Genomic DNA, 25,244 nt, shown 5'->3' with positions numbered 1-25,244 from the left:
CTCACTGCGGCAGCTTCGGGGTCATCATTGCGGACACTTCCGCTTCCGCAACCTTGACGCCATCAACCGTGGCTTCGCAACTGAAACGGAAAATGCTGCCTCGCTGCTTGGTCTTGCGAACGGCAATCCGCAACTGATCGCCCGGAACGACCGGCTTGCGGAACTTCGCATTGTCGATCGTCATGAAATAAACCAGTGACGGCTTGTCGTTGCCGCCAGCGTGAATGCAGATCGCGCCTGCCGTTTGCGCCATCGCCTCGATGATGAGGACGCCCGGCATCACCGGCTGTTCAGGAAAATGTCCCTGAAAATGCGGCTCGTTGATGGTCACATTCTTGATGCCGACAGCTGCGTCGCCGCCTTCGATCTCGACGATGCGGTCAATCAGCAGGAAAGGATAGCGATGCGGCAGAAGCTTCAGGATCTGGAAGATGTCGACGCTGTCCAGCGTGTTCGAGGCCTGAACGTCACTCACTGGCAACGGCTCCCTTCTTGGGGCGCTTCGCCAAGCGCCTGATCGTTGCAATCTCACGCAACATTTCGCCCATAGGCTGCGCGGGATAACCGCCCCATGCCTCGCCCGCAGGCACATCATTCATAAAGCCACTGCCGGCAGCCAGTCGAGCGCCCGACCCGATCTTAAGATGGTCGGCCAAGCCGACACCGCCGCCCAGCATCACGCCGTCGCCGAGCTGCACCGAACCCGAAATACCGCAAAGCCCGGCAACGATACAGCCGCGTCCGATGCGGACATTATGGGCGATCTGAACAAGATTATCGATCTTGCTGTGTTCGCCAATGACCGTATCGGACATCGCGCCGCGATCAATCGTTGTATTGGCGCCTATCTCGACATGATCCTGAATGATCACGCGCCCGATCTGCGGCATCTTCTCCGGCCCACGCGCGCTCCCGACATAGCCGAAGCCGTCCTGGCCGATGCGCACGCCTGCATGGATGATCACGTTGTTGCCGATCAGCGCATGAAGCACCGTCGCGCCCGCGCCTACATAGCTGTCGCGACCGATCTGGCAGCCAGCGCCAATCACGGCATTCGCAGCGATAATCGCGCCAGCGCCTACCGCGGCACCTCTGCCGATCACGGCACCAGCCTCGATGGTCGCGCCCTCTTCGACCACGGCATCGTCATCGATATGCGCGGCTGCGGAAACTCCGGTGCGACCGGTCACACTCGTCGGACGAGCAGCGTTCGGATACATCAGTCGGCCGACAGCCGCGAAGGCCGCTTGCGGATGATCCACCACGAGCACTGCGATGTGAGAAGGCACCTTGTCTGCGAGCTGCGCCGGAACGAACACGGCTCCAGACTGCAGGCCCGCCAAGGCACCACGATGCTTGGCGTCGACAAAGGTCACCTGCTCGCTCTCGGCCGTGTCGGCCGAGGCAATGCCGGTGATCTTGCGGCCATGAAGCTCGCCCTGCTGCAGGCTCGCTCCCGCGACCGCCGCAATCTCCGCAACGGTAAAAGCGCGCGAAGGCGCGAAGAAAACGGGAAGAGTCATCAAATGCTCCGGTTCTCCTGGCCGCAAAGCAGCCAGGAGAGAACGCGCGATTTAGAAGCGCGAGGAGATGCCGAAGTTGAAGTTCTGCTCGTCGTCGCCGTCTTCCTTCTTCACAGGAACGGCATAGTCGACGCGCAGCGGGCCGAACGGCGAGGCCCAGATCACCGACGCACCAACCGATGCGCGCCATTCCATGTCGGTGCCGGTCGCACCTGCGAGGTTGTTGCCATAAAGCGTGGCAGCATCCGCGAAGACTGCGCCCTTCAGGCCGAAGCTCTGCGGGAACACCGGCATCGGGAACTGCGCTTCCGCGCTCGCATTGAAGTAGGTCGCACCACCGAGGTGATCGCCCGTACCCGGATCGAACGGACCGAAGCCGTCGTAATCGAAGCCACGGATCATGCGGTCATTGGCGCGGAAGTAGTCGAACACACGCAGATCGCCGCCGCCGAAGCCCTCGATGTGACCGGCACCTGCCGACACGAGGCCGACGATGTCCATCTCTTCCGAGAGCGTCTTGTAGTAGGTGCCGCGACCGGTGAACTTCACCCACTCCGCATCGCCACCCAGACCAGCCGCTTCAACAGCGAAGGTCGAGAAGATACCGGCATGCGGGTTCTTCTGGTCGTCGATCGTGTTGTAGGTCAACGTCGCGCTGACAGACGACTTGATCCACGGGCTCTGATTTTCGATCGCGTCACGGATCTGCGGAGCGAGATCACAGCTCGGATCGAACACGCCATCATCGGTTTCGCAGTCGTCGTCGTACTTGTACTTTTCCTGCGTCAGATTGTACGCAAACTGCGTGCTCAACGCTTCGGTGATCGGCAGACCGAACCGGATCGTGCCGCCGTTCAGCTCGCTCTTGTAGTCGTTGTCGTATTCGCGGGTCTGGCGGAAGATGTCGAAGCCAGCAGCGATACGACGTCCGAGGAAATACGGCTCGGTGAACGACAGGTTATAGTCGCGCGTGTTCTTGCCGACGCCCACACCCAAACGGATGAACTGGCCGCGACCAAGGAAGTTACGCTCGGTGATCGAACCTTCAGCGGTCGGGCCGCCACCGGTCGAGCCGCCGGTGGTGTAACCGCCGCCAATCGAGAACTCACCCGTCGCCTTTTCAACCACGTCCACCACCAGGATAACCTGGTCCGGCTGCGAGCCAGGCTGCGTCGAAACGTTGACGCTGGTGAAGTAATCGAGGCGCTCCAGGCGGCGCTTGGCGCGCTGGATCAGAACCTGGTTGAACGCATCGCCTTCGCTGACATCGAACTCGCGACGAATGACGTAGTCACGCGTGCGGTCATTGCCACGGATCTCGATGCGCTCGACATAAGTGCGCGCGCCTTGATCGACCGAATACACAACCGAGATCGTGCGGTTGTTGAAGTCGCGGTCGCCCTGCGGCGTAACCTGAGCAAACGCATAACCGCTGCCGGCCAGACGCTCAGTCAGGGCAACGATCGTGTCTTCAACGTCCTTGGCGCTGTAGGTCGCGCCCGGCTGCGTCTTCAGAAGCGGACGCAGCGTGTCGGCGTTCACGTCCGTGATGGCGGAGTCAATCGACACGTCGCCGAACGTGTAGCGCTCGCCTTCCTGCACCGTGAAGGTGATCGTGTATTCGTTGGTTGCCGGATCCAGCTCGGCGCTGGACGACACGACCTGGAAATCGGCATAGCCACGATTGTAATAGAAGCGGCGCAGTGCTTCCTCATCAGCCTTCTGCTTGTCCGCATCATAGATGTCGTTGCGGGTCAGGAACGACAGGAAGTTCGATTCGCGGGTTGCGACCACGTCGCGCAAACGACGCGCAGGGAAAGCGCTGTTGCCGACGAAGTTTACGGCCGTGATCTTGGTGCGGTCGCCTTCGTTGATCTGGTACACAACGTTGACGCGGTTTTCACCGAGATCGACGATCTGCGCGGTTACGGTCGCATCGTTGCGCCCGATCTGACGGTAAGCACCCTTGATGCCTTCCACGTCGGCATCGACGGTTGCCTGCGAATAGCCGCTGCGGGGCTTGGTCTGAACGCCGGCGCTGAGCTGCTCGTCCTTAACCTTGCTGTTGCCCTGGAACAGAACCTGGTTGACGATCTTATACTCGACAACCTGCACCACGAGGGTGCCGCCGTTCTGGTTGATCTGGACATCGGAGAACAGCCCGGTGTCGAACAAACGCTTCACAGCGTCGTCGAGATCGGCGTTCGAAAACTGCTTGCCCGGCGTCACGCCGATATAGCTGCGCACGGTGTCGGCATCGACGCGCTGGTTTCCGCGGACCTCGATGCGGCTGACAACGGCCGCGTCGGCGACCGAAACCATGCCCAGCTGAGCGATAACAGCGCCTGGAGCGACCAGGGCGGCGGACAACGCCACCGCGGATGCGGCGCTCTTGAAACGAAATGTTGGCTTCATCGGGCCCCTAAACCTTTTACTCTCGTAGTCCCCACAGCGAGAAACCCGGCCATCGCAGTTGGTCCCACAACCGTCATAGCCGTATTTTCCCTACACGCAAGGTTTCTGGTTAATGTGCATTTACTAATCCCGCTGGCGTGTCATTCCCGACACGCAATTCGGGGCTCATGGTAAATGCTTAGTCAATATCAACCGCTTGCGACGACCTTCATCTCGTTCAGCATCCAAAAAGGTCGTTCCAGAAAACGAATCCCATGAAGCACAGCACCGCGAAGATACCCACGCGATACACAGCCTCCATCACCCGTTCCGAAACCGGACGCCGTTGAACAGCCTCAACTGCGTAGAAGACTAGATGGCCGCCGTCCAGTGGGGGAATCGGAAGAAGGTTGAGAATGCCGATGCCTACCGACAACAGGGCCGCAAGCTGGATGAGCCACTGAAAGCCCAACTTCGCCGCCTGCCCCGACATTTCCGCGATCTTCACCGGACCGCCGAGCTGGCACTTGTCTTCACGCCCGACAACAAACCTTTGCAAGAATTGACCGGTGCGGCTGATGATGTGGCCGGTTTCGACCACGCCCTGCTGCACGGCTTCCAGCGGAGAATATTCCACCATCCGGCCTTGGCCGACATCGCGGTTGTTCACCACGCCGATCACACCGGTGCGCGCGACGTTGCCTAGCGCGTCATTTTGTTCGATCAGCTCGGGCGTCGCGGTGACGGTCATGTCCTGACCGCCGCGATTGATCGTGAAGGTCAGCGGGTCACCGGCACGACCGGACACCAGTCTCTGCACATCGGCAAAGCTGTCGACCGTCGTGCCATCCACGGTCACGAAGCGGTCACCAGGCTGGATGCCGGCAACGGCTGCCGGGCTGCCGGGACGAACTTCCGCGACGGTCGGATCCAGAACAGCGCGGCCATAGATCGAGAACATCACACTGAACACGACGATGGTCAGCAGGAAGTTGAACATAGGGCCGGCTACCACGGTCAGCGCCCGCTTCCACACCGGCTGGGTGTGGAAGGCCACGCGCCGTTCCGCGTCGGTCAGCATTTCCGTTGATTCGGGGTCAGGTGTGCTCGTCGCGTTCATGTCGCCGACGAACTTCACGTAGCCTCCCAGCGGAATGGCGCACAGTTTCCAGCGCGTACCACTGCGGGCCGTGTAGCCGATCAGCTCCGGACCGAAGCCGATCGAAAAGGCTTTGACCCCGATGCCGCACCAGCGGCCAACGAGATAGTGCCCCATCTCATGAACGAAAACGACAACGAGAAGCACGAACAGAAACGGCACGAGCGTGCCCAGGATCAGGCCCTCGCTTCCGAAGATTGCGGTCAGAAACTCACCCACGCTTGTTCCGTTCACTCCGGTGCCTTGTTGCACCTGCTGTCGCTAAGCGTTCTCCCTCTTAGGAGACCGTTTGTCGGGGTTCAGCCCATCACATCACAAAGAACAAACCGCGTGATGGTTCGTGCAGACCGCCTGTCAAGAGCCCGATCAGGTACAAGGCCAAAGCGGCGGCGACAAGTCCATCGACCCGGTCCATAACGCCACCGTGACCGGGAATGAGACGGCCGGAGTCTTTTACGCCAAAGCGCCGCTTGATCGCCGATTCCAAGAGGTCGCCGATTTGCGAAACGATCGACAGCACCAGTGCCGCCACAGCGAGAAGAAAGCCGGCTTCGATCCCCATCAGGCGGCCGACCCCGGCGCCTACGATCACCGCAGCCAGCGCGCCGCCAAGCGCACCGCTCCATGTCTTGCCGGGCGAAATCGATGGCGCGAGCTTGCGTCCGCCGATTAGCCGACCGAACACATAGGCTAGACTGTCGGTTGTCCAAACCACGGTGAACAAAAAGACCATGGCCGCGAGCCCAGCCGTTCCGCCCTCGCGAACCTGATCAATCGAAACGGCGGCAAGCAGTGCATAAACAAGACCGCCACTGACCCAAATCCCCGCGCGCCCTGAAAGCCGTGCTTCATAGAGGAGGCCGACAAGCATGGCGACCAGCGCGACCGGCACCACGATGGCCGCCTTCATGTTGAGGATCAGGGGAATCAAAGCGATCGCCAGTAACAGCCACATGATCATGCGGCTGCGCTGCTGCACACGAGCGCCCGCCATCTCCAGCCACTCATAAAGAAGAGCGCAGGCGAAGAAGGCGATCATCAGGTGATAGACGATACCGCCATAATAGGTGATCGCCAGCACGATGCTGCCGAGGATCACCCCTGAGACGATGCGCAAACCGAGATTGTTGAGACGGCGCGGGCGGCGAAAGTCCAAACCGGCTTCCCGCTGATTCCTCATCATGATGCGGCTTCTCTTGCCGCGGGCCGCCCGCCATAGCGGCGCTCGCGGCCGGCAAAGGACGCGAGCGCGTCCTCAAGATGTGTCTTGCTGAAGTCCGGCCACAGCACGGGCAGGAACACCAACTCGCTATAAGCGCATTGCCAGGTCAGAAAGTTCGACAGGCGCATCTCGCCGCTGGTGCGGATCACCAGATCGGGGTCGGGCATCCCAGCCGTATCGAGCGAGCGGCTGATCAGCGCTTCATCGATGGCTTCCGGCGCGAGCCGTCCTGCCGCCACTTCAGTCGCCAAATGGCGCAGCGTGCGGGTAATCTCCTCGCGTGCACCGTAATTGAAGGCAATGACCAGATTGAGCGACCGGTTGCCGGCCGTCAGAACCTCGGCATCATCAAGCAGTGCACGAATGTCAGGCGCCAGTGCCGTACGCTCACCGATGATGCGGATCCGCACGCCATTGCGGTGCAATTCGGCAAGATCGCGGCGGATGAAAAGCTTCAGCAGACCCATCAGATCTGCCACCTCGCCCTGCGGACGCGCCCAGTTTTCGGAAGAAAAGGCGTAGACCGTCAGCCATTCGATGCCGAGGCCCGGCGCATCGCGAACGACCTGACGCAGGGCTTCAACACCGGCGCGATGCCCCATGACGCGCGGCAAACCGCGGGCCTTGGCCCAGCGGCCATTGCCATCCATGATGATCGCGACATGCGCGGGCGCCACAGCTCTTCCCTCCGATTACACCGGCCCGAAAGACCGACCCGTCAAACCTGCATGATTTCGGCTTGCTTTTCCGCCAGCAGTCCGTCGACCGAAGTGATCGTTTCGTCGGTCATCTTCTGAACGCGTTCGGACTGAGCACGAACGTCGTCCTGTCCGACATCGCCATCCTTTTCGGCCTTCTTGAGGGCGTCCATGGCATCGCGACGCACATGGCGAACGGCGACACGTGCGTTCTCGGCATAGGTATGGGCGATCTTCGCCAGTTCCTTGCGGCGCTGTTCGTTCAGCTCCGGCAGCGGAATGCGCAGCGTCGTACCATCCATGATCGGGTTGAAGCCCAGATTGGACTCGCGGATGGCGCGGTCAACCGCGTTCACCATCGACTTGTCCCAGACCGAAACCGAGATCATGCGCGGCTCCGGCACGGAGACCGTCGCGACCTGGTTGAGCGGCATGGCCGAGCCATAGGCCTGAACCTGGATCGGATCGAGCAGGTTGCTCGATGCACGGCCGGTGCGCAGCGAAGCCAGATCGTTGCGGAAAGCGTTGATGGCGCCTTCCATGCGACGCTGTATGTCCTGGAAGTCGGCTCCGTTGCTCATCATAATCTCCGTGAAACTTGGTCTAAAGGGCGCGTGCGCGAACTTAGTCGGAAACAACCGTGCAGCGGCCAGCGCCGCGCAGGATCTCGCCAAACCCGCCCTGTTCGTGAATGGAATAAACGATTATCGGAATGTTGTTCTCGCGCGCAAGGGCAATCGCGGCCGTATCCATGATCGCGAGGTCATGCTGCAGAACTTCCGCATGGGTGATGCGCTCATAGCGTGTTGCTTTCGGATCTTTCTTCGGATCAGCGGAATAAACACCGTCCACCTGCGTGCCCTTGAACAGGGCATCGGCGCCGATTTCCGCGGCGCGAAGGGCTGCCGCCGAATCGGTGGTAAAGAACGGATTGCCCGTCCCACCGGCAAAGATCACGACCTTGCCCGCATCCATATGCGACTGAGCCTTGAGCTGCGAAAAGCTTTCACAGATTTCCGGCATCGCAATGGCGGACAGCACGACGGCGTCCACGCCGAGCTTGGTCAGCGATGTGCGTAGCGCCAGCGAATTGATGATCGTCGCCAGCATGCCCATGTGGTCGCCGGTCACGCGGTCGCCGCCGGCAGAAGCAACGGCCACGCCGCGGAAGATATTGCCGCCGCCGATCACCACACCGACTTCTACACCCATCGAGCGGGCTTCGGCGATGTCTGCAGCAATGCGATCGGCCACGGAAACGTCGATACCGAAGCCTTGGCTACCCATCAGCGCCTCGCCGGAAGCCTTGAGCAGCACTCGGCGGTAGATCGGCGACTGAACAGGCATGGAGACTCCTTTGGAGATAAAGCGGCCCGCATAAGCAAAGCGGCCTGCCGATACACGAAGGGCACCGCGATGTCACGCGATGCCCCTTGTTTATTCCGGATGATCCTAATGCAGCGTTGCGTGCTGCGCCAGAACCAGCCTGTAAGACGAAGCTTACTGCTTGGCGGCGGCCGCGACTTCCGCGGCGAAATCGCTGGTCTCGCGCTCGATGCCCTCGCCGAGAGCGAAGCGAACGAAGCCGGTGATCTTGGCCGGCGCGCCGATCGTCTTCTCGGCGTCCTTCAAGGCAGCTTCCACCGTCAGGTCGGGGTTCAGCACGAAAGCCTGCTTCAAGAGCACAACTTCCTCGTAGAACTTGCGCAAACGGCCTTCCACCATCTTCTCGATGATGTTTTCCGGCTTGCCGGACTGGCGTGCCTGGTCGGAGAAGATGTCCTTTTCGCGCGCAACAACGGCCGGATCGATTTCCTGCTCGCTCAGCGACAGCGGGTTGGTGGCAGCGACATGCATCGCGACCTGACGGGCAAAGCTGCGGGCAGCTTCGGCATCGCCGGTGGTCTCGATCGCAACCAGAACGCCGAGCTTGCCGAGATTCTCGGCAACCGCATTGTGGACATAGGTCGCAACGGCGCCCGAGGTGACGCTCAGCTTGGTCGCGCGGCGGAAGCTCATGTTCTCGCCGATCGTGCCGACTGCGTCCTTGATCGTGTCGACCACGGACGACGTGCCGCCGGGATAACGAGCAGCCGAAACTTCTTCGGTCGCGCCGCTGGTCTCGAGAGCGACCTGGGCCACGTTGCGAACGATCTGCTGGAAAGCGTCGTTGCGGGCCACGAAGTCAGTCTCGGAATTGACTTCGACGAGAACGCCCGACAGGTCGTCATTGGCAACGCCGATCAGGCCTTCGGCAGCGGTGCGGCCAGCCTTCTTGTCGGCCTTGGAAATACCCTTCTTGCGCAGCCAATCGACCGCTGCGTCCATGTCGCCGGCGGTTTCGCCAAGAGCTGCCTTGCAATCCATCATACCAGCGCCGGTCATGTCACGGAGCTGCTTCACCTGTGCGGCGGAAATCGTCATCTCGAACCTCTCAAATCTGAAATGCACGGGCGCACCACCGAGGTTTCGATGATGCGCCTGGAGCGGCCAGCTTTCGCCGGCTTAAACTTGAACCCGACCAATAATCGGGTTCGCGGATCAGGCAGCCGGCGTGGCCGGTGCGTCGCCTTCCGGAGCGGCTTCAAGAGCCGGCTCGATCGGAGCCTCTTCCGAAGCGCCGATGTCGATGCCCATCGAACCCTGCTGACGCGCGATACCGTCGATGCAAGCCTTGGCAATCAGGTCGCAATACAGCGAAATAGCGCGCTGCGCGTCGTCATTGCCCGGGATCGGATAGTCGATCTTGTCTGGATCGCAGTTCGAATCGATGATTGCGACAACCGGAATACCAAGACGCTTGGCTTCCTGAATGGCGATCGCTTCCTTGTTGGTGTCGATCACGAACATCAGGTCTGGCGTCGAGCCCATGTCCTTGATGCCGCCGAGAGCCTTGTCGAGCTTCTCGCGCTCACGGTCAAGGTTCAGGCGCTCCTTCTTGGTGAAGGCGTTCGCTTCGCCGGTCGACAGCATCTCGTCGAGCTTGCGCAGGCGCTGGATCGAATGCGAGATCGTCTTCCAGTTGGTGAGCATGCCGCCCAGCCAGCGGGAGTTGACGTAGTACTGAGCCGAACGGCCGGCTGCATCGGCAACGATTTCCGAAGCCTGGCGCTTGGTGCCGACGAACAGCACGCGGCCGCCGCGGGCAACGGTGTCGGACACGACCTTCAGCGCCTGCTCCAGCATGGGAACGGTCTGGCTGAGATCGATGATGTGAACGTTGTTGCGGGCGCCGAAGATGTAAGGCGCCATTTTCGGGTTCCAGCGGTGGGTCTGGTGGCCGAAGTGAATGCCGGCTTCGAGAAGCTGGCGCATGGAGAAGTCTGGCGTAGCCATGTTTTTGTCCTTTCCGGTTGGGCCTCCACGGACCTTGACGACCAGGCCTGAACCCGCCGCCACCGGAGGTCTTTGCCGGATATCTCCCGGCAGAACACCAAAGTCCGTGTGTGGAATGCGTTGCGCCATACAGGGTGGAGGCAAGAAACGCAAGGGCTGAAGCGTGAAGCTCGCCTGCCATGCAGACGAGACGGGAGGCTTCTGAGGAAATGGCGGAGGGAGTGGGATTCGAACCCACGGTGAGTTGCCCCACGCCGGTTTTCAAGACCGGTGCCTTAAACCGCTCGGCCATCCCTCCAAGGCATGATTCGTTGGTTCATCTGGAGTGCAGCGGCCGGTTAAACTGGCCGTTGCCACCCGTTCACCACCGAACGCCTTCAGTGCTCCGCCTTTACCGCGCGTCGGATCACAGCGTCAACCTGTTCCACCACACTCGCCCGCATCCGGTGAATTGCAGGTCCGTTAGCGCACAAATTGGTCGATGCGGCGGATGGTGACGCGGCGGTTTCGCCATTCCTCGTTCTGGGTGTCCACGAGCAGGAAGTCCTCGCCATACCCGACCGTCTCAAGGATCCGCGCGGGAATCCCAAACTCGCGGCTCAACACCATCTTGAGAGATGATGCGCGACGTTCGGATAGAACCTGGTTTGCTTCGCGGGATCCGACGGCATCCGTGTGCCCTTCGATCAGGAACCGCGCTCCCCGCCGTCCGCGGGAAAGCTGGTCGAACGCATAGGCGATTTCGCGGATTTTGCGGTATTCGGAGCGTGGGATTTCCGCTGAACCGAATGCGAAGTTGATCGCCTGGATGTCGATGGATGGTGCGGCCCGTCGCATCTCGGGGCGACGGCGAAACTCCTGGATCGACATGCGATCTTCAGGGCGGATTTGTCGCTGCGCGGGCGCTTCCAGCTTCTGCATGATCTGGTCCGAGCTTGGCCCCGCGCGATCCTGAGCAAAGGCAAGGCTGGGCATGGCAACGACCGTAGCCAGCCCCACGAGGACGAAGCGGCGATTCATGGCTGTCTCCTTCTTGGTTCCCTTCAGCATCATTCACGCTTCTGCATGGCTGACAATGAAGATGAGCTGAACAGTGCATGTGCAAGAGGCAGGCTCTTGACCTTCCAGTCACAGGAACCCCTACCTCCTGTTCAAAGCCAAGCCCTTTGCGCCGCCTTTGAGGCAGCGAGGGCAATATGACGACGAGTGAGGTTTCTGATGAGTGAGCACGGCCAAGGACATTGCTGCGGGCACGGTTCTGCGACGAAGGCACCTCAGAGCGAACCCGCTAAGCACAATCTGGCGCGCGATCCCGTTTGCGGCATGACGGTCGATCCCGCTACCGCCAAGCACCAGACGGAGCATGCCGGCCAGACCATCTACTTCTGCTCGGCTGGCTGCAAAGCGAAGTTCGAGGCAGAGCCGACGCGTTACCCGCTCACCAAAGCTGAGCCAGCCGCCGCGCAGAGCCATTGCTGTGGTGGCCATGATCATCATGGCCATGCCCCCATCGACCCGGCAGATGTCCCGGAAGGCGCGCTTTGGACCTGCCCGATGCATCCAGAGGTTCTGCAGGAAGGTCCCGGCAGTTGCCCCTTCTGCGGCATGGCGCTCGAGCCCTTGATGGCGACAGCGGATACCGGTCCAAATCATGAACTCATCGACATGACCCGTCGCTTGTGGATCGGTCTTGCGCTCGCTCTGCCGGTCTTCCTCCTGGAGATGGGCTCGCACCTTATTCCGGCCGTGCACCATCTCGTGCCGCCACACATCTCCGTCTGGGTTCAGTTCGCTCTGGCCACCCCGGTGGTGCTGTGGGCGGGTTGGCCGTTCTTTGAGCGCGCCTGGGCGTCCATTGTGCATCGCAGCCCCAACATGTTCACACTGGTTGCCATGGGCACGGGTGTGGCATGGATCTACAGCGTGGTGGCCACGCTTCTACCCGGCATCTTCCCCGCCGCGTTCCGCGCCGTAGACGGTGCCGTCGCCGTTTATTTCGAAGCCGCTGCCGTCATCACCGTGCTCGTTCTGCTTGGCCAGGTGCTGGAACTGCGCGCCCGCGAGCAAACCTCAGGCGCCATCAAGGCTTTGCTCAATCTCGCCCCAAAAACCGCACGCCGCATCGGTGCGGATGGCAACGAGCATGATGTGCCGGTTGAAGACCTTGCGATCGGCGATCGTCTGCGCATCCGTCCAGGCGAAACCGTGCCTGTGGATGGCCGCGTCGAAGATGGCCGCTCGTCGCTCGACGAATCCATGGTCACCGGCGAATCGATGCCGGTGACCCGCGCCGTGGGTGACGCCGTTGTTGGCGGAACGCTGAACCAGACCGGCGCGCTGATTATCCGCGCCGAAAAGGTGGGTCGCGATACGATGCTGTCGCGTATCGTGCAGATGGTGGCCGATGCGCAGCGCTCCCGCGCGCCCATCCAGCGCATGGCCGATCGCGTGTCCGGTTGGTTCGTGCCCTTGGTAATTGCCATTGCCCTTCTGGCTTTTGCTGCCTGGGCGATTTTTGGGCCCGAACCCCGTTTCTCCTATGGGTTGGTGGCGGCTGTGTCGGTGCTGATCATCGCCTGCCCCTGCGCACTCGGGCTTGCCACGCCGATGTCGATCATGGTCGGCGTCGGCAAGGGTGCCGGCCTCGGCGTCCTCATCAAGAATGCCGAAGCGCTCGAGCAGATGGAAAAGGTCGACACGCTGGTGGTCGACAAGACCGGCACGTTGACGGAAGGCAAGCCATCGGTCACGCAAATCGTGGCGGCAAGGGGCTTCGACCAGGACGAGCTGCTGCGCTTGGCCTCAGGTGTCGAACGCGCCTCCGAGCATCCTTTGGCGCACGCGATCGTCACGGCAGCGGAAAAGAAGCAACTCGCCTCGCCAACTGTGTCCGACTTCGATTCGCCCAGCGGCAAGGGCGCAATCGGCACTGTCGAGGGCCATCGCGTCGCGCTCGGCAACGCTGCGTTCCTCCAGGAGAACGGCATCGACACCGCCGCCCTCTCTCAGGAAGCCGACACACTCCGGCGCGATGGCGCTACCGCGATCTTCATGGGTATCGACGGGCAGGCCGCGGGCGTCTTCGCCATTGCCGATCCCGTCAAGGCAACGACCGCCGAAGCACTGAAGGCCCTGCATGCCGACAAGATCCGCATCGTCATGCTGACCGGCGACAACAAGACCACGGCTCAAGCCGTCGCACGCCAACTTGGCATCGACGAGGTCGAGGCTGATGTTCTGCCGGATGGGAAAAGCAGCGTCATCGCCCGCCTCAAGGCTGAAGGCCGCACGGTCGCCATGGCAGGCGACGGCGTTAACGATGCCCCTGCCCTTGCCGCCGCTGATGTCGGCATTGCGATGGGCTCGGGCACCGATGTTGCGATCGAAAGTGCCGGCGTCACCCTGCTGCGGGGCGATCTGATGGGCATCGTCAAGGCACGGCGCTTGTCCCAAGCGACCATGCGCAACATCCGCCAGAACTTGGCTTTTGCCTTCATCTACAACGCGGCCGGCGTGCCGATTGCGGCCGGCCTGTTGTATCCGGCCTTCGGCTGGCTGCTGTCGCCGATCATCGCGGCTGCGGCCATGGCGCTGTCGTCGGTCAGCGTCATTGCCAATGCGCTGCGGCTGCGCAACGCCAGCATCTAGCGTCCCGCGAAAACACGAAAACGGGCAGCTGTTTCGCCAAACAGCTGCCCTTGGTTTTCCAAGCTGCGGAAGATCAGCCTGCCGCGTTTTCGGCGCGGCCCGCTGCGCCTTCTTGCTCGATCTTGTCCATCAGGATTTTGATATGCTTGCGCTTGTGCCACCGGTTCAACCGCCGGAACCTGCTCCGCAGCGAGAGCTGGCCTTTCTCGCCAACCCCATCCACCAGCACAAACTCTTCCACACCCGTGCCGACATCGGCATAAACGAGATTGCCGGGATGCAATTCCTTCAGCGTCAGGTCGCTGGATAGCACCCAATCAAGGAAGCGCGACAGGGCGGCTTGGTGCACCTCGTCATACGTGCCTTCCGCCAGCATCTGACGAAGCGAAGGCGCAGGCAGGCCGTCGGCGCCCTTCTTCAGCTCACACACCTCGGCCAGACCCAGATCGGTTTCAGTGAAGCCGTGGAATTTGGCGATGCGGAACGGAAGCTCGCCCAGCCTTGCGTAAAGAACGAGATGCGCGCGCATTTCGCTATAGGTGTCGGCCAGATGACGGAACAGATAGCGCCGGTGGTAGCGCGGACGTGGTCGTGTCCGCTCATCGTCGAGCACATGGCGAAGCGGGATCTTTACGACGAGGTCCGGATCTAGCGGATGTAAAAAGACAAATCTTTGTCTGCCTATCCCGAGCGGGTCGCGACCGGATAACTTTAGGTGGCTCATGAAGCTGTGGTAGCGCCGCTTCGAAATGCCTTCAAGTTTCTCGCCTTTGCTTTGATGCAACGTAAGGTCATGCCCGGTCAGCTCGACGCAAAGTGATGTCCGCTGAACTGCCCGACAAACATGCTGTCTTGTGACGACTGGCGGAGCCGTCGTCGCTAACTTTTGCAAAGGTGGCTGCGAGCTGCTGAAAATAGAAAAGGACGCCCTTGGGCGCCCTCCTCTTTCGGCTCAATCTGACCGGTTTACTGCGGCAGCTTGTCGTCCACACCCTGGACGTAGAAGTTCAAACCGGCCAGCGTCGCGTCATCGGCGCTCTCGCCAGCCTTCAGCCAGTCCGAACCGTCCTGCTTCTTGATCGGGCCGGTGAAGGGCTTCAGCTCGCCCGACTTGATCTTGGCTTCGGTCGCTTCCGCCATCGCTTTCACGTCGTCCGGCATGTTGGTGTAAGGCGCCATTTCCAGAATGCCCTGCGCCAGACCATCCCAGATGTTCTCCGACTTCCAGGTGCCGTCCATCACTGCCTTGACGCGCTTGACGTAATACGCACCCCAGGTATCCACGATGCCGGTCAACTGCGTCTGCGGTCCAGCCTTGATCATGTCGGAAGCCTGAGCGAAGGCGTGAATGCCGCGCTCAGCCGCAACCTGCATTGGCGCGGTGGAGTCGGTGTGCTGCGTAAGAACGTCGACGCCTTGATCAACCAGCACCTTGGCGGCATCCGCCTCCTTGGCAGCGTCGAACCAGGTGTTCGCCCAAACGACCTTGATCTTGAAGTCCGGGTTCACCGACTGTGCGCCGAGTTCGAAGGCGTTGATGCCCATCACGACTTCAGGAATCGGGAAGGACGCGATGTAGCCGGCGACACCCTTCTTGGACACCTTCGCAGCGATCTGGCCCTGAATGTAGCGGCCTTCATAGAAGCGCGCATTGTAGACGCCGAGGTTTTCGGACGTCTTGTAGCCGGTGCCATGCTCGAACTTCACATCCGGGAACTTGGCGGCGGCGGCAACGGTCTGGTCCATGAAGCCGAAGGAGGTCGCGAAGATGATCGCGCAGCCGGAACGCGCGAGGCGCTCGATGGCGCGCTGCGCATCCGGGCCTTCCGGAACGTTCTCGACAAACACGGTCTCAACCTTGTCGCCGAGTTCCTTGTCGACCTGCTGGCGGCCGAGATCATGCGCCTGGCTGTAGCCGCCATCGGTCTTGGAGCCGATGTAAACAAAGCAGGCCTTGGTCTTTTCCTGCGCGGACGCCGGCATGGACACGGAAGCGGCGAGTGCTGCAGCCGTCAAACCGAGAAGCAGTTTCTTCATTGTGTTCTCCTGTGGAAGGTCTGTTCTTATAAGGGCGCGCCAGCGCCGTTCTCAGCGGTCGGGCACGAAAGGTTGGCCGAGCGAAGCCGGCGTGTTCATCATGGTTAAACGGCGATTGCGCGAAATCAGCACCAGCACCAGAACCGTTGCGAGATACGGCAAGGACGACAGCAGCTGCGAGGGAATGCCGAGCCCCAGCGCCTGCGCATGCAACTGCCCGATCGACACTGCGCCGAACAGATAAGCGCCGGCCAGCAGACGCAGCGGCCGCCAGGAGGCGAACACCACCAGCGCCAGCGCAATCCACCCCCTGCCCGCCGTCATGTTCTCTACCCATTGCGGCGTGTAAACCAGCGACAGGTGACCGCCGGCGAGCCCCGCACAAGCGCCGCCAAACATCACCGCGAGATAGCGGATGCCTATCACATTCGTGCCGAGAGCATGCGCGGAGGCATGGTTGTCGCCGACCGAGCGCAGCACGAGCCCGGCCCGCGTGTGGAACAGAAACCACGTCACGCCGATCACCAGCGCAATCGAAATGTAGAAAATCGGGTCCTGCGCAAACAGCACGCGCCCGATCAGCGGAATGCCCGCCAGCAGGTCGAGCAGACCTGCCACCGGCTGACCCACCAGCGGGATTTCGGCAATGCCGTTGGCCAGCGTCGGGAGCTTCACGCCGGGCGATCCGACGAAGGCTTCGCCAATCATGCTGGACAGCCCGAGCCCCAGCAGCGTCAGCGACAAGCCCGTCGCCACCTGGTTGGTGGCGATCGTCAGCGTCAGGAACCCGAACAACAGCGAAAACAGCACGCCGGCAAGGATCGCAGCCAACATGCCGATCCACGGCGATCCCGTGAGTGCCGCAGCCGCGAAGCCGCACACCGCGCCCATCACCATCATGCCCTCGACGCCCAGATTAAGCACGCCTGAGCGTTCCACCACGAGCTCGCCGATCGCAGCCAGCAGCAGCGGCGTGGCTGCGGTTGCGATGGTGAGGAGAATGCTTTCGGCAATCAGCATGATCAGGACCGTTTCGCCGTCAGCGCGTCGTGAACGAGGCGGATGCGATAATGGATCAGGGTGTCGCAGCCCAGCACGAAGAACAGCAGCATGCCCTGAAACACGCGCGCGACCTTGTCCGACAGCCCCATCGAAATCTGTGCTGCCTCGCCGCCGAGGTAAGTCAGACCCAGCACCAGCCCCGCCGCCACGATCCCCAGCGGATTGAGCCGCCCGAGAAACGCGACGATGATCGCGGTAAAGCCATAGCCTGGCGAAATCACTGGCTGCAGATAGCCGATCGCACCCGCAACTTCCGAAATGCCGGCCAACCCTGCCAAACCGCCCGACACGAGGAAAGCGAAGAACACCATGCGCCTGGCCGAGAATCCCGCGAAACGCCCTGCCCGTGGGCTTTCGCCCAGCACCCGAACTTCGAAACCCTTGATGGTCCGGCTGATCATGAACCACACAACTACAGCCGCCACGAGCGCGAAGACGATGCCCCAATGCGCACTGCCGGACGACGGCAGCACTTCGGGCAACACCGCATCGGCATGGAAACGCCGCGTGAGCGGGAAATTGTTGCCGGCCGGATCGCGCCACGGCCCGCGCGTCAGCCAGTCCAGGAAGTTCTGCGCGACATAAACCAGCATCAGGCTGGTCAGGATCTCGTTGGTGCCGAAGCGCGTCTTCAACAGCGCCGGTATCGCACCATAGGCCGCACCGCCTAGCACACCCATCAGCAGCATCAGCGGCAGCACGAACGCATTCTGGAAGTCAGGAAACATCACCGGCAGGATCGAGCCGGCGATTGCACCCGCGATGAACTGGCCTTCCGCGCCGATATTCCAGTTGTTCGACAGAAAGCAGACCGACAGCCCGACCGCGATCAGGATCAGCGGTGCCGCCTTGATCGCCAGCTCATGCAGCGACCAGACTTCGAGCAGCGGCTCGACGAAGTAATAATACAGCCCATCCACCGGGCTCTTGCCGAGGGCGGCGAAGATGAGCGCGCCGCAGATCACCGTCAGCGCCAGTGCCAGAAACGGCGACAGCGCGCTGAACAGCTTGGAATGCTGCGATCGCTTGACCAGTTCGAAGCGCATCAGGCGGCTGCCTCATGTGCGGCATGGCCAGGTTCCGCGCCGCCCATCAACAAGCCGATCGCCTCGGACGTCGCTTCGGCCGTCGGCATCGGCTTCGACAAGCGCCCGTCATGCATGACGGCAATGAAGTCGGCGATCTCGAACAATTCGTCCAGATCCTGGCTGATCACCAGCACCGCCGAGCCTGCCCGGGCCAGTTCCACCAGCGCCTGCCGGATGCGCGCCGCAGCACCCGCATCGACGCCCCAGGTCGGCTGGTTGACGACGATCACCGAAGGCTGGCGATCAAGCTCGCGCCCGATGATGAATTTTTGCAAATTGCCGCCAGACAGTGCCGCCGCTTCCGGATCGGTCGCGCTTTTGCGCACATCCATATCGGTCGCAATCCGCTGCGATGCCTTGCGCACGGCGCCCGAAAACACCACGCCGAGGCGGCTGAAAAAGGCGCGGCGGTCGGTGCGATGGCGCGACAGAAGCAGATTTTCCGACAGCCGCATACCCGGCGCCGCGCCATGGCCGAGCCGCTCTTCCGGCACGAAGGCCGCACCCAGAAGCCGGCGCCCGGAGATCGACAGCCGTCCCGCATCGCGCCCGCGGATACGGATCGTTGATGCATCGCGCTGCAAGGCTTCGCCGGAAACCGCCTCAAACAACTCGCTCTGTCCATTGCCCGCGACACCCGCAATGCCCACGATCTCCCCGGCGTGAACGGTAAGGTCCACATCGCGCAGCGGAATGGAAAACGGCGTCGCCGGCGGCCGGCTGAGGTCGCGGATCTCAAGCAGAGCCTCGGCCTTCGCACCTGCAGCTACCGGGGTACGCGTCACGGCCTGAACGGCATTGCCCACCATCATGCGCGCCAGCGAAGCGGCGGTTTCGTCGCGCGGGTTGCAATGCGCCACCACCTTGCCATGGCGCAGCACTGTTGCGGCGTCGCAAAGGCGCTTCACCTCGTCCAGCCGGTGCGAAATATACAGGATCGACTTGCCCTCGGCGCGCAGCCGCTCCAGCGTTTCGAACAGCCGGTCGGCTTCCTGCGGCGTCAACACGGAGGTCGGCTCGTCCAGGATGATCAGCTGTGGCTCCTGAAGAAGGCAGCGGATGATCTCGATGCGCTGCCGCTCGCCGACCGACAGATCGCCCACCATCATGGATGGATCAACCGGCAGTCCATAGGCTTCAGACAGCGCCCGCGCGCGTTCGGCGATCGTCGAGACCGGCACCTTTTCGGCCAAGGACAGCGCGATGTTTTCCGCCGCCGTCAGCGCTTCAAAAAGCGAGAAGTGCTGGAACACCATGCCGATGCCGAGCTTGCGTGCTTCGCCCGGGCTGGGGATGCGTGACGGTCGCCCATCCCACAGGATCTCGCCGGCATTGGGTTCGAGCGAGCCGAACAGCATCTTCACCAGCGTCGACTTGCCGGCACCGTTTTCGCCGAGCAGCGCGTGGATCTCCCCGCGCCGGATCGTCAGGTCGATCCCGTCGCAAGCCGTCAGCTTCCCGAAGACCTTTGTCAGGCCTCGGGTTTCCAGCAATGCCGGACGGACGTCGGCGCTTTGCTGCACCAATGCTTCTTACTCCCGAAGCCGGCTTTCCCGGCTCCTCAAAGATTGTCTGAAGGCGTCTACCTAGCACTTTATCGCACGGGAACGTCGAGCGAAAGACGCCTTTGCTTCAAGAAGTCGCAGTGATTAATTTTAAGGCAGAAGGATCGTCGTTCCGGTCGTTTTGCGCGCTTCCAGGTCACGATGCGCCTGCGCGGCATCTTCCAGCCTGTAGCGCTGGTTGATGTTGATCTTGACAATACCGTTCGCAACCACATCGAACAAAGCAGCGGCGGAGGCTTCGAGTTCGTCGCGCTTGGCGATATAGGCGAACAGCGTCGGCCGCGTCAGGAAGAGCGAACCCTTTTGCGACAGCACGCCGAGATTGAACGGCGGGATCGGTCCAGACGATTGGCCAAAGGTCACGAACAACCCGCGCGGCTTCAAACAGTCGAGTGAACCTTCATACGTGTCCTTGCCAACGGAATCATAGACCGCGTCGCACTTCTTGCCGCCGGTAATCTCCTGCACCCGCGCCACGAAATCCTCTTTCGTGTAGTCGATCACATGGTCATAGCCGTGCGCCTTGGCGAGTTCGACCTTCTCGGGCGAGCCGGCCGTGCCGATCACGGTCGCGCCGAGATGCTTGGCCCATTGGCCGAAGATCAGGCCAACGCCGCCGGCAGCCGCATGATAAAGCACCGTGTCGCCGGCTTTGACCGCAAAGGTCCGGCGCAGCAGATATTCCACCGTCATGCCCTGCAGCATCATGGCCGCGCCCTGCTCGTCCGAAATCGTTTCGGGCAGCTTCACCAGCCTGTCGGCGGGGATCACGCGCTGTTCGGCATAAGCGCCGAGCGGACCGACATAGGCAACACGGTCGCCCACCTGCAAACCGTTCACACCATCGCCCAGCGCTTCCACGACGCCAGCCGCTTCGTTGCCGGGCACAAGAGGCAAACCGTTCGGCGCGGGATAAAGGCCGGTGCGGTAATAGGTGTCGAGATAATTCAGCCCGATGGCGGTATGGCGAACAAGCGCCTCGCCGGCTTTCGGCTGCTCGACCGGAGCATCCTCATAGACCAGCACGTCTGGTCCGCCATGCTCATGAATGCGGATTGCCTTGCTCATGCTGTTTCCTTCCGTCCAAGGTTCGGGAACACCTGCATCACCCCGCCGATAAAGAAGAGGTAGAGCCCGGTCACGGCCATCGCGATCTTCACCCATTCAGGAGAGTTCATGTTCTGGAGCAGCGCCAGAACCGAGATCGCGCACCACACCAGAAACACCGTCAGGTTCAGGTTGCGCAGCCGCACCACCCGCACCGGATGAAGGAAACTCATGGGAATGAAGGTGAAGATCGCCGAAAACACCACGACGGCGAAGGACACATATTCCCCGGGCTCGATCACGAACAGGGTGAACACCACCATGTTCCAGACCACCGGAAAGCCCTTGAAGAAGTTCTCCTTCGTCTTCATGCCGGTATCGGCATAATAGATCGCGCTGGAAACCACGATGATCGCGGCCGACAGGAAGGACAGTCCCTCGCCCATGAAGCCGCGCTGATAAAGCGCGAAAGCGGGAATGAGGACGTAGGTCACGTAGTCGATGATGTTGTCGAGCAGCTCGCCCGACCAGGTCGGAAGCACTTCCTTGACCTGCAGCTTGCGCGCGATCGGGCCATCGATACCATCAACGAGAAGCGCCAGACCGAGCCATAGAAACATCGCCGTCCAGCGTTCTTCGCTCGCAGCCACCAGTGACAGGAAGGCCAGAAATGAGCCGGAAGCCGTGAAAAGATGCACCGAGAATGCACGCGCCTGCGGCACGGTCACCTTCTTCGGTCCCTTCACAAATTGCTCAAGCTTCGACACGGACCATCCATCCTGTCGACGGGCAGAAAAGCCGGTCGTTCCTGGAACTCTTCATCGTGGCCGTCACTCTTCTGCCGCTGCTTTTCCGCTCGGGGACGCGCGCGACACTAGTTTCAGCGCTTCTGCCAAACAAGACCAAACAGGCAGTGGTTCACCACTGTTGACAGCTTCCACACTGTTGAAGGGCGCTGCGTCGCATTGCAGCCGCTCCAGGAGAGCGGATAAACAGAGCGCAACCTAAGGATACGGCCATGACGGATATGCTCGCTCCCAAGACGATTCTCGTTGCCGGCGCCGGACCTGCCGGGCTCATCGCCAGCCTCGCAATGGCAAAGGCGGGCTTCGATGTCAGCCTGATCGGTCCTGAAGCCGGCGCGAGTGACGCGCGCACCACCGCAGTGATGGTGCCGGCACTCGATTATCTTGCTGAGCTCGGCATCGATACGAGTTTTGAGGGCAAGTCTGCGCCCTTGCGCACCATGCGCATCATCGATGCCACTAAGCGCCTCCTGCGCAGCCCGACCGTCACCTTCCATGCCAGCGAGATCGACCGCAACACTTTCGGCGCCAACATTCCCAATGCCGTGCTGGCGCGGACCCTGTCGGAGGTTGTCGCCAACCAGCCACGCATCACGCGCCATCTCACCACCGTCCAGAACTGGGTGCCGTCATCCGATCGCATCACCGCCGTGCTGGACGACGGCATGCGGCTCGAAGGCGCCTTGGCAATTGCGGCCGATGGGCGTGGTTCCCCTGCGCGCGATGCCGCCGGCATCCGCACAATCGGCCATCCCTACCCGCAGTCGGCGCTCGTTCTGTCCTTCAGCCACACCCGCCCGCACAACGACACTTCGAACGAGTTTCATACGGAGACCGGCCCGTTCACCCAGGTGCCGCTGCCCGGCGACAAGTCCAGTCTGGTCTGGGTGGTCTCCCCAGCTGAAGCCGAAATGCTGACCGCGCTGGACGATGCCGAGCTTTCCCGCCGCATCGAAGTCCGCATGCAGTCCATGCTCGGTTCGGTCACCGTTCTCCCCGGCCGGCAGATCTATCCGCTGTCAGCCCGTATGCCGCTGTCCTTCGCCCAATCGCGCATCGCGCTGGTCGGCGAAGCCGCCCACGTTTTTCCACCCATCGGCGCGCAGGGCCTCAACCTCGGCATTCGCGATGTGCAGACCATTGCCGGCCTCGTGGAAGAGAACCTCAGCGATGCGGGCGCCGATAGCGTTCTGCGCAGCTACAGCCGTCGCCGGACGCCCGACATCTTCGCCCGCAACAGCGCGGTGAACCTGCTGAATCGTTCGCTTCTGTCCGGTCTCCTGCCGGCTCAGATGGCGCGCAGCGCGGGCCTCAGCCTGATGGAAAAGCTTCCGCCGGTGCGCAGCTTCTTCATGCGCGAAGGCATGTCGCCGGGCAGCGGTTTCCGCGGCCTATGGGAAAAGGTCGGGCGGCAGGACGCCTGATCGAATTAGATAAAGCAGCGCCGTTACGGTGGCGACTGAGCCTGTCGTCGTCACCAGGATGCTGGCCGAAGCCCGTTCCACCCAGACGCCGTACTGCGCCGCAATGATATAAACATTGGTGGCCGTCGGCAGCGACGCCAGCAGCATGGCGGTCCACACCCACACGGTCGGAAAATCGCCGATCAGGCTGAGCATCGTGTAGCAAAGCAGCGGGTGCAGGAAGAGCTTCAACAACACGATCGGCCCAATCGCCGTCGGCATCCGCCGCAACGGTCGCAGAGCCAAGGTCACGCCCATCGCAAACAAGGCACAAGGTGCAGCCGCCCGCGACACGATCTCCAGCAGGCGGTCCAGCGCACCCGGCGCACGGAAATGGAACGCCGCTGCCAGCACGCCGAGGATCGTCGCGACGATAAACGGGTGCAGCAGGATCTTGCGGCCAATATCGAGCGCCAGGCTGCTTGCACCCGGGCTGCGCTCGCCCGATAAAGCCATCAGGGTCGGCGCCAGCACGAAGTGCATGACGTTCTCGAAGCAGAAGATCAGCGCCACCGGCACCGCCGCTTCCTCGCCGAACGCAATTAGTGCCAGACCCGGTCCCATGAAGCCGATGTTGCCGTAAGCGGCCGCCAAAGCCTTGATCGTGCTCTCCGGTACGTTGCCGCCGAACAGAAGTGACCCGGCGAACATGGCCGCAAAGATCAGGAACGTCGCCAGCATCGACGCCAGAATGAACGAGATCTGCGTGAGCTGCTCGATCGGCGTCTTGGACAGCAGCTGATAGAAGAGCGCCGGCAAGGCGATGTAGAGGATGAACACATTCATCCAGGCCAGGCCTTCGACCGGATGCTTCATCAGCTTCGCGACAACGAAGCCGAGCAGGATCATGCCGAAAAACGGCAGAACCAATCCGACAACATCCGCCATGGTAAAACTCGCTTGGGCTTTGGAGGCTGGCCCGAAGGCCGGCAAAGAGCGTCCCGCGGCGCTAACCGCCACAGCCACCTGCGTCAAGCATTTGCGGGATTGAACAACGCCGGCCCTGCGGCCAAATAACAGGCATGACAGACACACGACATGCCAAGTTCCAGATCGGTCAGGTGGTCCGGCACCGGGTCTTCCCGTTCCGCGGCATCATCTTCGACGTCGATCCCGAATTCGCCAACACCGAAGAATGGTACGAAGCGATTCCCGCTGCCGTGCGGCCGAGCAAGGATCAACCCTTTTACCATCTGCTCGCCGAGAACGAGGACAGCGAATACATCGCCTATGTGTCCGAGCAGAACCTGCTGGAGGATTCGGACGGCGGTCCTTTGCGTCACCCGCAACTCAACCAGATCTTTGCCCGCGATTCGGCAGGGCGATATCGACTGCGTGGCCAGCCGCATCATTGACCGCAAAAAACGGGAAAGAATTTAGAAAAAACCGGAAAAAATGGCCTTCAAATAGGAAAAAGGCGGAGCCTTCACCCCGCCTTTTTCCGGTTTTTCCGTCGATTTTCCGCCTTTAGTTCGCGGTTTTCGCCTTCTGCTGCTCGTCCTTGAGCTTCTTCGCGAAGTCGTCATTGTTCTTGTTCACGAAGGCTTCCAGCTTCTTCTGGCGGTCTTCGAGGTCCGACTGCTGCAGCGGAGGACCGTCATATGCCCCGGTGAAACCGCCGAGCGAAACCTTGATCGGGTTCGGCTGATTCTGGAAGTTGACCGAGGTCAGCGTCAGGTTCGTGCCCTTCTTGAAACCTGCAACCAGCTGATCGTTCAGCGGCGCTTCGGCGACGCACCGATCGGGGAAACAGATAACATAATCAAGCTTCTGCGCCTTGTTGTTATCGACCTGGAGGCCAACACCTGGAGGCAGCAAACGGCCGGTCGGCACGGTGACCTGGAACACGCGGCGGCTCACCTTGCCCTTAACCTCGACGAGGCTAACGGCGGTGATCAACTGGCCGGTATTGGCGGTCATGATCTGCTGAACGTTGCAGATTTCGACGTCCTGCTGCTTCTGGCAGGCCTTGAACCAACCCTTGGGCGGAGCCGCAGGGTTCTGCTCCTGCGCAGATGCTGGCGCAACACCACCGGCAACCACAGCAGCGAGGCCTGCCGCAACAAGGGCAAGTCGCGACGTGTTGAGGTTCGGAAACTTCATGGGTCGGTTATCCTCTTGAATGGATGGCGGTGAGCGCTACCCAGCCGCTAGCCGGCGTCAGTGTTGCTTAAATAAGGCAACAGGATGACTGTT

General features: G+C 61.5%; 23 protein-coding genes and 1 tRNA gene. 3 read left to right on the top strand and 21 right to left on the bottom strand.

The window, feature by feature from the left end; all coding sequences use genetic code 11:
• Position 1: 1 nt before the first annotated feature.
• The 12 genes from fabZ to IE166_RS04575 all read right to left on the bottom strand — a co-directional run bounded on the left by fabZ (position 2) and on the right by IE166_RS04575 (position 11,352).
• Positions 2 to 475, bottom strand: a complete 474-nt coding sequence (gene fabZ / locus IE166_RS04630) for a 3-hydroxyacyl-ACP dehydratase FabZ (protein WP_189502021.1) — start codon at positions 473 to 475, stop codon at positions 2 to 4.
• Entirely contained in the window at positions 468 to 1,523 is a 1,056-nt protein-coding gene (gene lpxD, locus IE166_RS04625) for a UDP-3-O-(3-hydroxymyristoyl)glucosamine N-acyltransferase (RefSeq protein WP_189502018.1), read from the bottom strand. The genes fabZ and lpxD overlap by 8 nt, the downstream gene beginning before the upstream one ends.
• 51 nt (positions 1,524 to 1,574) lie before the next feature.
• Positions 1,575 to 3,938: an outer membrane protein assembly factor BamA gene (gene bamA, locus IE166_RS04620; RefSeq protein ID WP_189502016.1), complete on the bottom strand. Its 2,364-nt coding sequence runs from the start codon at positions 3,936 to 3,938 to the stop codon at positions 1,575 to 1,577.
• A 217-nt stretch (positions 3,939 to 4,155) separates the two neighbouring features.
• Positions 4,156 to 5,295: an RIP metalloprotease RseP gene (rseP, locus tag IE166_RS04615; protein ID WP_189502014.1), complete on the bottom strand. Its 1,140-nt coding sequence runs from the start codon at positions 5,293 to 5,295 to the stop codon at positions 4,156 to 4,158.
• 88 nt (positions 5,296 to 5,383) lie between these two features.
• Positions 5,384 to 6,259 carry a phosphatidate cytidylyltransferase gene (locus IE166_RS04610; protein ID WP_244641328.1) on the bottom strand — a complete coding sequence of 292 codons (876 nt, stop codon included), beginning with the start codon at positions 6,257 to 6,259 and terminating at the stop codon, positions 5,384 to 5,386.
• The gene (locus IE166_RS04605) at positions 6,256 to 6,975 is read right to left on the bottom strand and encodes an isoprenyl transferase (RefSeq protein ID WP_189502012.1); all 720 of its coding nucleotides are present in this window, start codon (positions 6,973 to 6,975) and stop codon (positions 6,256 to 6,258) included. Before IE166_RS04605 ends, IE166_RS04610 begins: the two co-directional genes overlap by 4 nt.
• 41 nt (positions 6,976 to 7,016) lie before the next feature.
• Positions 7,017 to 7,577 carry a ribosome recycling factor gene (gene frr / locus IE166_RS04600; RefSeq protein ID WP_189502010.1) on the bottom strand — a complete coding sequence of 187 codons (561 nt, stop codon included), beginning with the start codon at positions 7,575 to 7,577 and terminating at the stop codon, positions 7,017 to 7,019.
• Positions 7,578 to 7,620: 43 nt separating this feature from the next.
• The gene (pyrH, locus tag IE166_RS04595; protein ID WP_189502008.1) at positions 7,621 to 8,343 is read right to left on the bottom strand and encodes a UMP kinase; all 723 of its coding nucleotides are present in this window, start codon (positions 8,341 to 8,343) and stop codon (positions 7,621 to 7,623) included.
• A 153-nt stretch (positions 8,344 to 8,496) separates the two neighbouring features.
• The gene (tsf, locus tag IE166_RS04590) at positions 8,497 to 9,420 is read right to left on the bottom strand and encodes a translation elongation factor Ts (protein ID WP_189502006.1); all 924 of its coding nucleotides are present in this window, start codon (positions 9,418 to 9,420) and stop codon (positions 8,497 to 8,499) included.
• Positions 9,421 to 9,537: 117 nt separating this feature from the next.
• Entirely contained in the window at positions 9,538 to 10,332 is a 795-nt protein-coding gene (gene rpsB, locus IE166_RS04585; protein ID WP_189502004.1) for a 30S ribosomal protein S2, read from the bottom strand.
• A gap of 210 nt (positions 10,333 to 10,542) precedes the next feature.
• Positions 10,543 to 10,630 (bottom strand) — tRNA-Ser (locus IE166_RS04580).
• Between the two features lie 164 nt (positions 10,631 to 10,794).
• On the bottom strand, positions 10,795 to 11,352 hold the full coding sequence (locus IE166_RS04575; RefSeq protein ID WP_189502002.1) for an OmpA family protein: 558 nt from the start codon (positions 11,350 to 11,352) through the stop codon (positions 10,795 to 10,797).
• Between the two features lie 198 nt (positions 11,353 to 11,550).
• Between IE166_RS04575 and IE166_RS04570 the strand changes: the two genes are divergently transcribed.
• The gene (locus tag IE166_RS04570) at positions 11,551 to 13,980 is read left to right on the top strand and encodes a heavy metal translocating P-type ATPase (RefSeq protein WP_189502000.1); all 2,430 of its coding nucleotides are present in this window, start codon (positions 11,551 to 11,553) and stop codon (positions 13,978 to 13,980) included.
• A 73-nt stretch (positions 13,981 to 14,053) separates the two neighbouring features.
• On the opposite strand, the gene IE166_RS04565 is transcribed toward IE166_RS04570, so the two are convergent.
• The 7 genes from IE166_RS04565 to pcsA form a co-directional block, all read right to left on the bottom strand.
• Complete coding sequence (locus IE166_RS04565; RefSeq protein WP_189501999.1) at positions 14,054 to 14,704, bottom strand: YrbL family protein; 651 nt, start codon at positions 14,702 to 14,704, stop codon at positions 14,054 to 14,056.
• 242 nt (positions 14,705 to 14,946) lie between these two features.
• The gene (locus tag IE166_RS04560) at positions 14,947 to 16,017 is read right to left on the bottom strand and encodes a BMP family ABC transporter substrate-binding protein (RefSeq protein ID WP_189501997.1); all 1,071 of its coding nucleotides are present in this window, start codon (positions 16,015 to 16,017) and stop codon (positions 14,947 to 14,949) included.
• Positions 16,018 to 16,068: 51 nt separating this feature from the next.
• The gene (locus tag IE166_RS04555; protein ID WP_189501995.1) at positions 16,069 to 17,037 is read right to left on the bottom strand and encodes an ABC transporter permease; all 969 of its coding nucleotides are present in this window, start codon (positions 17,035 to 17,037) and stop codon (positions 16,069 to 16,071) included.
• A 2-nt stretch (positions 17,038 to 17,039) separates the two neighbouring features.
• A complete protein-coding gene (locus IE166_RS04550) occupies positions 17,040 to 18,125 on the bottom strand; it encodes an ABC transporter permease (protein ID WP_189501993.1) in 1,086 nt (361 codons plus the stop codon).
• Positions 18,125 to 19,690 carry an ABC transporter ATP-binding protein gene (locus IE166_RS04545; RefSeq protein ID WP_244641400.1) on the bottom strand — a complete coding sequence of 522 codons (1,566 nt, stop codon included), beginning with the start codon at positions 19,688 to 19,690 and terminating at the stop codon, positions 18,125 to 18,127. Before IE166_RS04545 ends, IE166_RS04550 begins: the two co-directional genes overlap by 1 nt.
• A gap of 132 nt (positions 19,691 to 19,822) precedes the next feature.
• Positions 19,823 to 20,800 (bottom strand): quinone oxidoreductase family protein, encoded by a 978-nt coding sequence (locus tag IE166_RS04540; protein WP_189501989.1) that lies wholly within the window; start codon positions 20,798 to 20,800, stop codon positions 19,823 to 19,825.
• A complete protein-coding gene (gene pcsA, locus IE166_RS04535; protein WP_244641327.1) occupies positions 20,797 to 21,546 on the bottom strand; it encodes a phosphatidylcholine synthase in 750 nt (249 codons plus the stop codon). The genes IE166_RS04540 and pcsA overlap by 4 nt, the downstream gene beginning before the upstream one ends.
• Before the next feature lie 251 nt (positions 21,547 to 21,797).
• Between pcsA and IE166_RS04530 the strand changes: the two genes are divergently transcribed.
• Positions 21,798 to 23,009, top strand: a complete 1,212-nt coding sequence (locus IE166_RS04530; RefSeq protein ID WP_308430510.1) for a UbiH/UbiF family hydroxylase — start codon at positions 21,798 to 21,800, stop codon at positions 23,007 to 23,009.
• Here the strand turns inward: IE166_RS04530 and IE166_RS04525 are convergent.
• Complete coding sequence (locus IE166_RS04525; RefSeq protein ID WP_189501987.1) at positions 22,977 to 23,936, bottom strand: AEC family transporter; 960 nt, start codon at positions 23,934 to 23,936, stop codon at positions 22,977 to 22,979. The genes IE166_RS04530 and IE166_RS04525 overlap by 33 nt on opposite strands.
• 134 nt (positions 23,937 to 24,070) lie before the next feature.
• Between IE166_RS04525 and hspQ the strand changes: the two genes are divergently transcribed.
• A complete protein-coding gene (gene hspQ, locus IE166_RS04520; RefSeq protein WP_189501985.1) occupies positions 24,071 to 24,403 on the top strand; it encodes a heat shock protein HspQ in 333 nt (110 codons plus the stop codon).
• 112 nt (positions 24,404 to 24,515) lie between these two features.
• On the opposite strand, the gene IE166_RS04515 is transcribed toward hspQ, so the two are convergent.
• Positions 24,516 to 25,151 carry an invasion associated locus B family protein gene (locus IE166_RS04515; RefSeq protein ID WP_189501984.1) on the bottom strand — a complete coding sequence of 212 codons (636 nt, stop codon included), beginning with the start codon at positions 25,149 to 25,151 and terminating at the stop codon, positions 24,516 to 24,518.
• Between the last annotated feature and the right edge of the window lie 93 nt (positions 25,152 to 25,244).

It is taken from the genome of Tianweitania populi, from assembly GCF_014652875.1.
Classification (GTDB): Bacteria; Pseudomonadota; Alphaproteobacteria; order Rhizobiales; family Rhizobiaceae; genus Tianweitania; species Tianweitania populi.
The sequence above is the reverse complement of the archived record's forward strand: the minus strand, read 5'-3'. Positions and strand labels throughout refer to the sequence as shown.

Bases quoted from the DNA above. Each gene is read 5' to 3' on its own strand.
- pyrH (WP_189502008.1), bottom strand. From the start codon at position 8,343: ATGCCTGTTCAGTCGCCGATCTACCGCCGAGTGCTGCTCAAGGCTTCC.
- IE166_RS04550 (WP_189501993.1), bottom strand. From the start codon at position 18,125: ATGCGCTTCGAACTGGTCAAGCGATCGCAGCATTCCAAGCTGTTCAGC.
- IE166_RS04525 (WP_189501987.1), bottom strand. From the start codon at position 23,936: ATGGCGGATGTTGTCGGATTGGTTCTGCCGTTTTTCGGCATGATCCTG.
- IE166_RS04570 (WP_189502000.1), top strand. From the start codon at position 11,551: ATGAGTGAGCACGGCCAAGGACATTGCTGCGGGCACGGTTCTGCGACG.
- rpsB (WP_189502004.1), bottom strand. From the start codon at position 10,332: ATGGCTACGCCAGACTTCTCCATGCGCCAGCTTCTCGAAGCCGGCATT.
- hspQ (WP_189501985.1), top strand. From the start codon at position 24,071: ATGACAGACACACGACATGCCAAGTTCCAGATCGGTCAGGTGGTCCGG.
- IE166_RS04610 (WP_244641328.1), bottom strand. From the start codon at position 6,259: ATGATGAGGAATCAGCGGGAAGCCGGTTTGGACTTTCGCCGCCCGCGC.
- IE166_RS04540 (WP_189501989.1), bottom strand. From the start codon at position 20,800: ATGAGCAAGGCAATCCGCATTCATGAGCATGGCGGACCAGACGTGCTG.
- IE166_RS04560 (WP_189501997.1), bottom strand. From the start codon at position 16,017: ATGAAGAAACTGCTTCTCGGTTTGACGGCTGCAGCACTCGCCGCTTCC.
- IE166_RS04515 (WP_189501984.1), bottom strand. From the start codon at position 25,151: ATGAAGTTTCCGAACCTCAACACGTCGCGACTTGCCCTTGTTGCGGCA.
- IE166_RS04565 (WP_189501999.1), bottom strand. From the start codon at position 14,704: ATGAGCCACCTAAAGTTATCCGGTCGCGACCCGCTCGGGATAGGCAGA.
- bamA (WP_189502016.1), bottom strand. From the start codon at position 3,938: ATGAAGCCAACATTTCGTTTCAAGAGCGCCGCATCCGCGGTGGCGTTG.
- IE166_RS04530 (WP_308430510.1), top strand. From the start codon at position 21,798: ATGACGGATATGCTCGCTCCCAAGACGATTCTCGTTGCCGGCGCCGGA.
- lpxD (WP_189502018.1), bottom strand. From the start codon at position 1,523: ATGACTCTTCCCGTTTTCTTCGCGCCTTCGCGCGCTTTTACCGTTGCG.
- frr (WP_189502010.1), bottom strand. From the start codon at position 7,577: ATGAGCAACGGAGCCGACTTCCAGGACATACAGCGTCGCATGGAAGGC.
- IE166_RS04575 (WP_189502002.1), bottom strand. From the start codon at position 11,352: ATGAATCGCCGCTTCGTCCTCGTGGGGCTGGCTACGGTCGTTGCCATG.
- IE166_RS04555 (WP_189501995.1), bottom strand. From the start codon at position 17,037: ATGCTGATTGCCGAAAGCATTCTCCTCACCATCGCAACCGCAGCCACG.
- tsf (WP_189502006.1), bottom strand. From the start codon at position 9,420: ATGACGATTTCCGCCGCACAGGTGAAGCAGCTCCGTGACATGACCGGC.